Genomic DNA, 12,371 nt, shown 5'->3' with positions numbered 1-12,371 from the left:
AGTAAAAGAAAACGAAACAGAAAAGTAATACATGGATTACAACCTCTATACATCCTCCGACGAAACCGGAAAAAAGAAATCAACGTTTGCCTCGCTGAAGTCGTTGGTGGCTCACATGGTCGAAGAGAAACGCACGCTCATCACCGCGTTTATCGCCATGCAGGTAGCTGCGGCACTCACTTTGCTGGGACCGCTGCTCATCGGGCACACCATCGACACGTACGTGCAGACGAAACAGTTTCACGGCGTACTGGTTTTCAGCGGCATTTTACTGGTCATGTACATCATCTCGCTGTTTGCCGGCTACCTGCAAACCAAGCTGATGGGCACCGTAGGGCAACGCATGCTCTTCACACTGCGCAATGCCCTCTTCAACAAGATACAGGAGCTACCCTACGATTTCTTCAACCAGAACAAAGCCGGTGATCTCATATCGCGTCTGAACAACGACACCGACAAGGTGAACCAGTTCTTCTCGCAGTCGCTGATGCAGTTTGTCCGCTCCATCCTCATCATGATTGGCGCTGGTATTTTCCTGCTCTCCATCAACCTCGAGCTGGGAGCAGCAGCCCTCGCACCGGCAGTTATCATCTGGCTCATCACCCGTTTTGCGTCGCCGTGGGTGAAGAAACGCAATGCCGTCAACCTGAAAAGTGTGGGGAACCTCAGCTCCGAAGTGCAGGAAAGTCTCAACAATTTCAAGGTGATTGTGGCCTTCAACCGCCGCGACTATTTCCGAAAACGCTTCGACGAGGCTAACCTGGACAATTACAACACGTCTGTGAAGGCAGGCATCGCCAACAATCTGTTCATGCCGGTTTACACCTTCTTCTCCAACATCGGGCAACTGGTGGTACTCACCTTCGGCATCTACCTGATCGCAACCAATCACTTCACCATCGGTTTGCTCATCAGTTTCCTGGCATACATCACCAACTTTTACAACCCGCTGCGGCAACTCGCTTCCTTGTGGGCCAGCTTCCAGGTGGCACTGGCGGCATGGGACCGTATCCGGAAAATCCTGAACATGGAGAACAACATGCCACTGCTCGAAGCCGCCACCAACGTTGAATCCAATGCGCTCCTCTCCTTCCGGGATGTGTCGTTTACTTACCCGAACGGAACCGAAGTGCTGCACCACATCAATTTCGATTTGGAGAAGGGGAAAACGTACGCATTTGTGGGACCGACCGGTGGCGGAAAAACCACCGCCGCTTCGCTCATTTCGCGCCTCTACGATCCGACCAGTGGAACGGTTTGTCTTGACGGAAAAAACATCGGTGCCTACACGCCCGAAGAACGGACCCGGAAAATCGGGTTTATCCTGCAGGAACCGTTCCTGTTCAGCGGTACCATCCGCGATAACATCCTGTATGGCAACGAAGCCTACCGGGAATACAAGGACAGCGAACTAACCAGGCTCATCCACGACGCAGGACTGGAATCGCTGCTGGAGCGCTTCGACCAGGGCCTCGACACCAAAGTCGACGTTTCCGGCGACGGCATCAGCCTCGGACAAAAGCAGCTCATTGCCTTCATGCGGGCCGTCCTGCGGCAACCCGACCTGCTCATCCTCGACGAGGCCACAGCCAACATCGATACGGTAACCGAACAGCTCCTCGATGAAATCCTGCAAAAGCTTCCGTCACATACCACGAAGGTAATCATCGCGCACCGCCTGAACACCATTGCCAATGCCGATGAGATTTACTTCGTCAACTCCGGGGAAGTCACCCGCGCCGGCTCCCTCGCCGATGCCGTGCAAATGCTGAAGGAAGGGAAGATGGCAAGCTAGAAGAGGGTTCCAGGTTAGAAGAGTTTCAGGTTGAGCTTCGCCGTTACTATAGTTTCTGTTGTTTCTGTCGTTCCAGTTGTTCGGCTTCGATGAAATGTGCCCTCTTTGCGTTCTCAACGAGAATCTTTATGGCCTTTGCGTAAAATTAAAAAGCTTCAGATTGCACCGCTGCTGTAGGGCCACGATATATCGTGGCCGCGCAGTATTAAGGTTTCAGGTTAAGCTTCCTGGTTGATTTAGAGGAGGCCTCGAAGCGCAATTGACTTCGTCGAACTACGTTTCGTGTAATTCGCCTTAATTCGTGTAATCCATTTCCAATCGACGTATCAACCAACCGTGACCACGACGATACCTCTTTGATTGAACCCCAGGAAAGGACAAGAAAAACGTTAAAGAATCAAAACAATCCCTCCCTCATTCAACCTTTCGGCCCTTCCAGCAGTTTACACCAATGAACAGCACCAAAACAGCATTCCACGCTGAAAAGATAACTAACAAAAAAGACGTATCATGAAGTACAACTTATTAGGAAATACCGGATTGAAGGTTTCGGAACTGTGCCTCGGCACCATGACCTTTGGCGGACGCGGCATGTGGACAGCCATCGGGACCCTGCCGCAGGAACAGGTCAACTCACTGGTGAAGCAGGCCGTTGATGGCGGCATTAACTTCATCGACACGGCCAACGTCTACAGCGAAGGCCTCAGCGAGCAGATGACAGGACAGGCTATCCGCGATTTGGGCCTGAACCGCAGCGACCTGGTCGTGGCCACCAAGGTACGCGGCAAGATGGGCGAAGGTCCCAACGATTCCGGTTTATCCCGGAAACACATCCTGCAGCAGGCCGACGAGAGCCTCCAACGGCTCAACATGGATTACATCGACCTGTACCAGATTCACGGCTTCGATGCGCTGACACCGCTTGAGGAAACCCTCGATGCACTTGATTCGCTGGTGAAAGCCGGCAAGGTGCGCCACATCGGGTGCAGCAACCTCGCCGCCTGGCAAATCATGAAAGCGCTGGGTATCTCGGCCCGCGAGCACCTCAGCAAGTTCGTTTCGCTGCAGGCCTACTACACCATTGCCGGACGCGACCTCGAGCGCGAGCTGGTGCCACTCCTCCTCGACCAGAAACTGGGATTGATGGTCTGGAGTCCGCTGGCCGGAGGATTGCTGAGCGGTAAATACGGCCGCGATGTGGAATCGGGCGAAGGACGCCGTGCCAACTTCGATTTCCCGCCGGTGAACAAGGACAAAGCCTTCGACATCATCGATGTGATGCGCGAAATCGCCACAGCCAAAGATGTAACGGTAGCACAGATTGCCCTTGCGTGGCTGTTACACCAACCGGCTGTCACTACCGTGATTGTGGGAGCCAACAAGCCGCAGCAGCTGGCCGACAACCTCGCTTCGGTGAACGTAGAGCTATCCGAAGACGAGCTCGCCCAACTCGACGAAGTGAGCCAGCTGGCACCCGAATATCCCGGCTGGATGCTCGACCGACAGGGAGCCGACCGGAAATAACCCGTCGCTTCTGCAGTATCAGAAAACCAAAACAATTCTATATACATCATCCCCGTCTGGTTCCGCCCGGATGGGGATTGTTTTTGGTTTCAGGTTAGGCTTCGCGGTTACTGTGGTTGGAAAAAGACATCAGACTCCAGACATGAGACACCTAGACGACATAGAATGGTCTTTCGATTTTTCACTACTCATTTTTTATTAATTGTTTTTGGTTTCAGGTTGAACTCCGAGGTTGCTGTTGTTCACCAGGCTGAAGGCCTGTGATTCCATAGCTTGGGGGAAGGAGTCAACGACGGTAGTCGTGACGACGCCGCCCCAAGAATAGAGCGTATCCTAGTTTCAACAGGCGCACATTCCAACCATCATTGAAACACCAACGCTCCTGCGCCGCAAACACAAACCCTGATTTGGGTACCAATACGGTCAGGACATGTCCTGCCCCTACACGCCGGCATAATCCTCAACGTCGGCGCCAACAAAAACATCCATTATCCATATCAATGGTCATTGTATTCGAAACAGAATTTCACCTTCCCTCTTTAGTTTCACCAAAAGGACAAGAAAAACGTTAAAGAATCAAAACAATCCCTCCCTCATTCAACCTTTCGGCCCTTCCAGCAGTTTACACCAATGAACAGCACCAAAACAGCATTCCACGCTGAAAAGATAACTAACAAAAAAGACGTATCATGAAGTACAACTTATTAGGAAATACCGGATTGAAGGTTTCGGAACTGTGCCTCGGCACCATGACCTTTGGCGGACGCGGCATGTGGACAGCCATCGGGACCCTGCCGCAGGAACAGGTCAACTCACTGGTGAAGCAGGCCGTTGATGGCGGCATTAACTTCATCGACACGGCCAACGTCTACAGCGAAGGCCTCAGCGAGCAGATGACAGGACAGGCTATCCGCGATTTGGGCCTGAACCGCAGCGACCTGGTCGTGGCCACCAAGGTACGCGGCAAGATGGGCGAAGGTCCCAACGATTCCGGTTTATCCCGGAAACACATCCTGCAGCAGGCCGACGAGAGCCTCCAACGGCTCAACATGGATTACATCGACCTGTACCAGATTCACGGCTTCGATGCGCTGACACCGCTGGAGGAAACCCTCGATGCACTTGATTCGCTGGTGAAAGCCGGCAAGGTGCGCCACATCGGGTGCAGCAACCTCGCCGCCTGGCAAATCATGAAAGCGCTGGGTATCTCGGCCCGCGAGCACCTCAGCAAGTTCGTTTCGCTGCAGGCCTACTACACCATTGCCGGACGCGACCTCGAGCGCGAGCTGGTGCCACTCCTCCTCGACCAGAAACTGGGATTGATGGTCTGGAGTCCGCTGGCCGGAGGATTGCTGAGCGGTAAATACGGCCGCGATGTGGAATCGGGCGAAGGACGCCGTGCCAACTTCGATTTCCCGCCGGTGAACAAGGACAAAGCCTTCGACATCATCGATGTGATGCGCGAAATCGCCACAGCCAAAGATGTAACGGTAGCACAGATTGCCCTTGCGTGGCTGTTACACCAACCGGCTGTCACTACCGTGATTGTGGGAGCCAACAAGCCGCAGCAGCTGGCCGACAACCTCGCTTCGGTGAACGTAGAGCTATCCGAAGACGAGCTCGCCCAACTCGACGAAGTGAGCCAGCTGGCACCCGAATATCCCGGCTGGATGCTCGACCGACAGGGAGCCGACCGGAAATAACCCGTCGCTTCTGCAGTATCAGAAAACCAAAACAATTCTATATACATCATCCCCGTCTGGTTCCGCCCGGATGGGGATTGCTTTTGGTTTCAGGTTAGGCTGAGCGGTTTCTGTGGTTGGAAAAAGACAGTAGACTCCAGACGTTAGACCCTAGACGAAATAGAATGGTCTTTCGATTGTTCATTATTCATTTCTCATTGATTTCAAGGTTTCAGGTTCTGCCAATGCTGTAGGGCCACGATATATCGTGGCCGCGCGGTATTCAATATTCAGGTTTGCACTTTGCAGCTATTACGTCCGTCAGGCTGAAGGCCTGAAATCCCATAGCCAGGGGTAAGGAATCCGCGACCTATGTCGGGATGACGCCACCCCGGGTTGGCATCTACGCGATAGCCGGAGGCGCACATTCCAACCCCGATTGAAACAAATATGCTCTTGCGCCGCACACAGAGACCCGTTTCAGGTTAGGCTTCGCCGTTACAAGTTTCAGGTTGGGGTGAGCGGTTTCTGTTGTTCCTGTTGTTACTATTGTCCGGCTTCGATAAAAGTGCCCAATTTGCGTTCTCTGCGAGAATCTTTGCGGCCTTTGCGTGGAATTAAAAAGCTTCAGGTTGCGCCAATGCTGTAGGGCCACGATAGCTATCGGGATTCGTAGAAGAAATCCTCCTCCGACCTGTCGGCCACCTCCTCCTGAGGAGGACACACGTCGCAATCCATACTGCATAAAAGTTATGTATACCGTAATAGAGTGGATGGATAAAAAATCCGCCCCACCATTCCGGTGAGGCGGACGGCTATACACTAGCCCCTTATAAAGACAAACCAACAATGTCGTAACCCAAAGGTAGCTGGCCCAAAGGCCGGTATTATGCAGCCGGTTCCGGTTTTTTGCGGCGTTTCTTCACCTCTTCGTTATTCTCGGCGATAATGGTCGATACCGCCCCCACGAAATCGCCGTACAGCGCTTCATCCACATTGCTCATCGCCCGCAGATGCACCACCAGTTGATTGTTAATGGTACCCACCATCCGTTTCTTAATGGTAGTCGCACTCTCCAGTTTCTCCTCCTTCCCTTTCGCGGTCTGGTACTCCACCCTGAAATCCTCAAAATCATCCTGTGCGGCCTGCAGCTGGGCAATCAGTTCGGCCGTACCGGCCACCGTCGTGATGGATGCCTGCAGCGAATCCTCGCCCAATTCGTCGAGCAGCGACTTCACCAGCGTGGTCTCGGTCGCATAGCTATCATCTACAATCGACAGGCCGTATTTATCGAACACAACCATCAGGGTTTCCGCAGCCGCGCGGATAGCCGGGTCGGGATGAACGGTCTGTCCCTTCACGAACTGAAAGAGCGAGCGGATTTTATCATCACGCACTTCATCCTTCTCTTCCAGCTGCGATTCCGCCTTCGAGCGGTCCACCGCCTTGGTTAGCAGATTATTTTCAGCCGACAGCCCGGTCATCAGCCCGTCCAGGTAGCTGTCGGTAGTTAGGTTAGCGTTGTTATACGCCTTGGTCATACGAGTCATAGCCGAACCTACCTCCGTAGAGCGGCTATTAGAACTTATTCTCTTAAGCATGGTAGAAAATTTTTAATTCGACGTAAGAAAAGGTTAACTGAACCATTTCCAAAAAATTTAGTTAGGGTTTCGACTGTCTGGTTGTTTAACTGTTTACTAATTTATGATAATTTTTTCTCAATCCATTGATGTTCTATGACATAAATAAGCCAAGAACCACTCCATTCATTTATCTCTGCCTTTATCGTATAGGCGTTCGAGTACTCGAAAAGCCAGGCTTTTCTTCAGGGAAGCCGTTCGACAACTCGAAAAGCTCTCTTTTTGCTCAGGGAAGCAATTCGAATACTCGAAAACGTTCACTTTTTGCCCGGGCGAGTCATTCGACAATTCGAAAAGCTCCACTTTTTGTCCGGGGACGCCGTTCGACAACTCGAAAACCTTCCTTTTTTCCCCGGCGAGGGTTTTCGACTACTCGAACGCCCCTGTTTGTTGCCAACGAGCGTTTAAACAAACCTTCAAAGCGCAATTATTATGTTGATGATGAAAAAATGAGTACTTTCAAGGACGGAAGTGAGTATCTTCTACCTGTCGGACAGATTTCGGTACAAAATCTTGTCCAACAATATAAAAGTGACCTTAGAAAGTTAAATAACCTCAGACAAAACCGAAATATGAGTGTGTTTCAAAAATCAGTTGAAAAGAAATATTTAAACGACCTCAACCCGGCATTAATCGATAAAAAATACGCTGAATTTCAAAACTATTTCGACAATCCCGAACGGCAGGAAAATATCAGAAACGCGAAAGAAGAACAATTTCAGGAAGGATTTTTGCGGGAACTGTTTGTGAAGATTTTGGGATACACGTTAAACCCGGAACCCAATTTCAACCTGACTACCGAACTAAAAAATACCACAAACAGCAAAAAAGCAGACGGTGCCATTTTACAGGGTGAAGATGTGACAGCAGTGATTGAACTGAAAGGAACTGACACCACCGATTTAGATAAAGTTGAAACGCAGGCATTCGGATACAAAAATCATCATCCGAAGTGTAAATATGTTATTACTTCCAATTTTGAGAAACTTCGCTTCTACATTCAAAATGCCGTCGATCACATCGATTTTGATTTGTTTAACCTGACGAAGGAACAGTTCTCGTTGCTATGGCTATGTTTAGCAAAAGAAAACCTGCTAAACGATTTATCTTTAAAAATCAAGGAAGCATCGGTTTTACAGGAAGAAAATATTACCAAGAAACTGTATGCCGATTATTCGAAATTTAGAGAAGCGATTTACAACAATTTGGTAAAAAATAACATTGACTCTAGAATTAACAAGGGGTTGCAACCCCTTGCTGATAAACTCACATTATTCAAAAAAACACAAAAACTGCTCGACCGTTTTCTATTTATCTTTTTTGCGGAGGATAGACTTCTGCTACCGCCAAATTCAATCAGCGAAATTGTAAAACAGTGGAGAACTTTAAAAGAAGACCTCGACGAATATTTTCCGTTATACTCCCGTTTCAAAAAATATTTCGGGTATATGAACACGGGTTACAAAGGCAAGAAATACGACATTTATGCATACAATGGCGGACTTTTCAAGCCTGACGAAATACTCGATAACATTACCATCGACGATGATGTTCTTTACGAACACACCCTGCGATTAAGTAGTTACGATTTTGAGACCGATGTAGATGTCAATATACTCGGACATATTTTTGAACATTCGCTGGGCGAAATTGAAAATGTACAGGCAGAAATAAAAGGCGAAAAAGTCGACAGTCAAAAAACCAAACGTAAAAAGGACGGCATTTTTTATACCCCAAAATACATTACCAAATACATTGTTGAAAATACGATTGGAAAACTTTGCGAGGAAAAGCGGAAAGAACTTGGCATCGTTGATGAAGAATATGCCAAAGGAAGGAGAAACCGGAAAAAAGATATTGTTCGTGCCCTCGATAAGAAACTAGAAGACTATCGTAACTGGCTCCTGGCATTAACTATTCTCGACCCGGCCTGCGGTTCCGGCGCATTTTTAAACCAGGCGCTCGAATTCCTGATAAACGAACATCGAAAAGTTGACGAGTTGCGTGGGCAACTGCTTGGCGGAGCCCTGGTTTTCCCTGATATTACCACCGACATTTTGGAGAAAAACATCTACGGCGTCGACCTGAACGAAGAATCGGTTGAAATTGCCAAACTCTCCCTTTGGTTGCGAACCGCTCAAAAAGGTCGCAAACTAAACACGCTCAGCAACAACATTAAATGTGGCAACTCACTGATTGACGATCCCAATATTGCCGGAGAAAAAGCCTTTAACTGGCACAAAGAGTTTCCGAATATTTTTCAGAAAAAGAAGAAAAAGGCCTGGCATGTTACGTGGGTTACCCATGACACCCGAACCTCTAAGCGAATGATAAAATATAAAGTCAGGGAACGACGGGCAAATGGTGAAATGCATATTGATCGCTCAATTTATCTGGATGATAAAGATGCGATAAAAGTTACTGAGATTATTTCGGACATTGTTATTGAAGAACAATACAATTGCCTGGCCTATAATATTGTCGAAGATCACATACATATGTTATTGGTTTGTGATGAAGACGAACTAACAAACATGGTAAGGAAGTTAAAAGGAAAATCAGCTCAGAAATTCAAAGAACATCTGGGACTTGCAAAGGATGAGACATTCAATTTGTGGGCGCAAAAGTTTGACAGGAGGCCGATTGAATCGAAAAAACAACTGACCAATACCATTGAGTATATAGAAGCAAATCGGGAGAAACACCGGTCAGCCCGGGCGCAACAAGGAAATCAACAAGAGCAGCACCTGGATAAACAAGGGGTTGCAACCCCTTGTTCTTCAAAAATAGAGCAGGAATTCCAAAGAAAAGTGCAGCCCCTTATTAAGCGTATGACCTGCACCGGCGAACACGCCTTCCGCCCCGAATACACCGGTGGTTTCGACGTAGCAATTGGGAATCCGCCGTATGTAAGGGCTGACAGTCCAGGTAATTCATTAGATTTTAGGGAGCATCTTGTTAAATCAAATCAATTTGAAACTTTAGCTGGAAAATGGGACTTATACATTCCATTTATTGAGAAATCTGTCCAATTAATTAAAACAAACGGAAAAGTTTCTTTAATCATTCCCGATGCTTTTTGTCACGCAGAATATGCTAAAAAAAGTTTAGAATGGTCTAAGTCAAATCGATATTTATACCAAATCGACTATTTCCCGGATATTGAAGTTTTCCAGAATGTGGGTGTAAAAAGCGTTATCGTAAACTTACAAAAAGCTGTTTCGCCAAATTACACGAAAAGGATCCAGTTCAGCGACACAACTTTTAGCGATGAAGTTTTTGAATCGTATCCGGAAAGCATGAGAATCGACTATCAACAAAGTATTTTGCATAATTTTTCTGATTTTAATTATTTATCACAGATATGTTACTCATCCGTTGGAATTGTTGGTAACAGTGATGAAAAGAAATCTAAAGGAGAATTTTTAGTTGGCGACCTTCTGTCTGATATTAAAGACGACACACACCCAAAACTTTATTTTGAAGGGAAAGACATTGGGAAATGGATTTTACAGAAAGAAAGATGGATTGAATACGGGACAGACCGTTCTCCATCAAAATGGAGAAGAAAAGGCTTTACAGAAATGTTTGAGGGCTCGCAAAAGTTGGTTACAATGAGAAGCCCCGGGAATTCTCCACGAACATTTTTGGACGACAATAATGGGTATTTCAACGAAAGTGCAATCGGGTTTAAGCGGTGGATTGATTTGAAAAATGTTAATAATAACAGTTTGAATAAAGCGTATGATAGTGAAGAGGAACGGTTAGAGTTTGAAAAAATATCCGCTTTTTATTCTTACAATTTTTTATTGGCAATTCTTAATTCATCGACTATTCGTTACGAATTGAACACGAACAGAAGGAGTAATATCCACATTTATCCTGAAGATTGGAAAACCTTAAAAATTCCAAAATTAAACGCTGAAAATCAAATAGCACTTGAAATTGAAAATAAGGTTGAAATCATAATTCAGAAGTCGGTTGAATATCAAAACCTGAGTTTCAATTTTTTAAATTATTTACAATCTAAATATCAAATCGAGAAATTCAGTAAAAAACTTCAAAATTGGGATGAACTGAAAAACAAAGAATTTCTCAAAGAACTTCAAAAATCAAAAGTAAAGCTCAGCCTATCAGAAGAAGCTGAGTGGTTGCAGTATTTCAATGAGCAAAAAGAAAAAGCTCAAACCATCAAATCAGAAATTGATAAAACCGATAAAGAAATCGACCAGATGGTTTATGAGTTATATGGTTTAAGGGAGGAGGAAATCGCCATCGTAGAAAACTCAATCAATTAAGCATGGGACATGATGTTCACATAATAGGTCGTCACCAGCTCGATATCAGTAGCATCGAGTCGTTAGCCCGCGATTTATCATCCCGCTTCCATGTCGGAATTACCTTTGGCTATTATGACATATTCGACTTCGGTCTGGAAGGAAATGATAGAACTCCCCCGTTTCAATATGTAGCATTGGGGAAGATAGAGCATCCCGACGCCGATAGAACACTTTGGCTTACTGACGAGTTCTACCTGCTTCACCTGCTAATTGAAAAGTATGGAAACCAGGTTTACGATTTGTCCTGGCTTAAGCAGCATGGATATGTGAAAAATGAAATTGATGAAGCTATCAATGGAGTTTGTTTTGAGCTTAGAGATAACACCAACGATGTTGATTATGGAACCATCTACAACGATACCTTTCACGATTTTTATAACTACTATCCTAACCGGTGGTGGAGCTTTTGCAACGCATTTACCGAAAGTGACGATGGTGGTTTCCTGGAATATGCAAACTCATTTAGAAAGAAGGTGAAGGCTTTCTTTGAAAAAATGGGAGGCTCGGAAGTTGTGTATCTCGATGATCAAGGTCAGGCCCAACATTGGGTACACAGTCATAATAACTGGCAAACGATACAATCCGGACTCGAAAAAGAGTTCAAAAATAGTACGCTCCATATCCCGGATTTCATGAAGCAAAAAAAACGTTTACCGTCCGGAAAATATCCTCTGGCCTTTTATGACGATTTTTCCGACCTGTCAACCTAACATGATTTGGAAGTAGAGACGAAACTAACGCTTATCTTTTCCAAAGTTTGAACCATAGGGAAAGATTTATACAACATACTACGAGTTTATAGCAAACCGAAAAAAATGAGTGACGACTATTACATTATCGGCAAAGAAACTTTAAACAAACTTCAGGTACTAAAAAGCTTTGTGGACTTTGTTGCCGGACAACCGGAAACTCCTCCGGAACAAAGAAAACTGGCCTCCGATTTCAAATACTGCATCGAAAATTTCGATAAACCCGAAACATTTAAAGAATGGAGTGTTTGCATTGATATTTACGACCCGGTTATTCAAAGTAAGAGCGATGGTGGAAAGGGCGGTATGTACTGGAAAAAATGGTGGTTATGGTTTGAATTGGGATTATTAGAGATTCGTATTGAAGAAGAATACATCGATAAAGATGGTTACCTTGACGAAGAGCAGATTTTTTATGGCTACATTAATTTCAATAAGAATATTAAAGGGCCGCGAATCCTCGGAGACCATAGCTATCAGAAATTCTTAGAAGATGCTTTCCAATTCAGAAATGATATAACCGACAGTTTAAACAATGTGGAAACCGAACTTAAACTTTGGAGATAATTGACTCATTCAGAGTCAAAGGACTAAACCACTACAAATATTCATAAGTTTGACAATGCTTTAGAAAAGTACAT

At 46.2% G+C, this 12,371-nt stretch carries 7 protein-coding genes; 6 read left to right on the top strand and 1 reads right to left on the bottom strand.

Annotated elements, in window-relative coordinates; genetic code table 11:
- The first annotated feature begins 31 nt into the window (after positions 1-31).
- The 3 genes from AC060N_RS08245 to AC060N_RS08235 all read left to right on the top strand — a co-directional run bounded on the left by AC060N_RS08245 (position 32) and on the right by AC060N_RS08235 (position 5,022).
- Complete coding sequence (locus AC060N_RS08245; RefSeq protein WP_479526676.1) at positions 32-1,795, top strand: ABC transporter ATP-binding protein; 1,764 nt, start codon at positions 32-34, stop codon at positions 1,793-1,795.
- Between the two features lie 510 nt (positions 1,796-2,305).
- The gene (locus AC060N_RS08240; RefSeq protein ID WP_479526675.1) at positions 2,306-3,319 is read left to right on the top strand and encodes an aldo/keto reductase; all 1,014 of its coding nucleotides are present in this window, start codon (positions 2,306-2,308) and stop codon (positions 3,317-3,319) included.
- Between the two features lie 689 nt (positions 3,320-4,008).
- Positions 4,009-5,022: an aldo/keto reductase gene (locus AC060N_RS08235; protein WP_479526675.1), complete on the top strand. Its 1,014-nt coding sequence runs from the start codon at positions 4,009-4,011 to the stop codon at positions 5,020-5,022.
- An 866-nt stretch (positions 5,023-5,888) separates the two neighbouring features.
- Here AC060N_RS08235 and AC060N_RS08230 read toward each other — a convergent pair.
- Positions 5,889-6,602: a DUF6261 family protein gene (locus AC060N_RS08230; protein WP_479526674.1), complete on the bottom strand. Its 714-nt coding sequence runs from the start codon at positions 6,600-6,602 to the stop codon at positions 5,889-5,891.
- A gap of 1,244 nt (positions 6,603-7,846) precedes the next feature.
- On the opposite strand from AC060N_RS08230, the gene AC060N_RS08225 reads away from it, so the two are divergent.
- The 3 genes from AC060N_RS08225 (at position 7,847) to AC060N_RS08215 (ending at position 12,297) form a co-directional block, all read left to right on the top strand.
- A complete protein-coding gene (locus tag AC060N_RS08225) occupies positions 7,847-10,939 on the top strand; it encodes an Eco57I restriction-modification methylase domain-containing protein (RefSeq protein ID WP_479526673.1) in 3,093 nt (1,030 codons plus the stop codon).
- A gap of 2 nt (positions 10,940-10,941) precedes the next feature.
- Positions 10,942-11,691: a hypothetical protein gene (locus AC060N_RS08220; RefSeq protein WP_479526672.1), complete on the top strand. Its 750-nt coding sequence runs from the start codon at positions 10,942-10,944 to the stop codon at positions 11,689-11,691.
- A 105-nt stretch (positions 11,692-11,796) separates the two neighbouring features.
- Entirely contained in the window at positions 11,797-12,297 is a 501-nt protein-coding gene (locus tag AC060N_RS08215; protein ID WP_479526671.1) for a hypothetical protein, read from the top strand.
- The last annotated feature ends 74 nt before the right edge of the window (positions 12,298-12,371 follow it).

The organism is Prolixibacter sp. DSM 2831, from assembly GCF_056493735.1.
The sequence above is the reverse complement of the archived record's forward strand: the minus strand, read 5'-3'. Positions and strand labels throughout refer to the sequence as shown.

What these genes read in the sequence shown, in the direction of transcription:
- AC060N_RS08245 (WP_479526676.1), top strand. Translation starts at nt 32, where the DNA reads ATGGATTACAACCTCTATACATCCTCCGACGAAACCGGAAAAAAGAAA.
- AC060N_RS08240 (WP_479526675.1), top strand. Translation starts at nt 2,306, where the DNA reads ATGAAGTACAACTTATTAGGAAATACCGGATTGAAGGTTTCGGAACTG.
- AC060N_RS08235 (WP_479526675.1), top strand. Translation starts at nt 4,009, where the DNA reads ATGAAGTACAACTTATTAGGAAATACCGGATTGAAGGTTTCGGAACTG.
- AC060N_RS08230 (WP_479526674.1), bottom strand. Translation starts at nt 6,602, where the DNA reads ATGCTTAAGAGAATAAGTTCTAATAGCCGCTCTACGGAGGTAGGTTCG.
- AC060N_RS08220 (WP_479526672.1), top strand. Translation starts at nt 10,942, where the DNA reads ATGGGACATGATGTTCACATAATAGGTCGTCACCAGCTCGATATCAGT.
- AC060N_RS08215 (WP_479526671.1), top strand. Translation starts at nt 11,797, where the DNA reads ATGAGTGACGACTATTACATTATCGGCAAAGAAACTTTAAACAAACTT.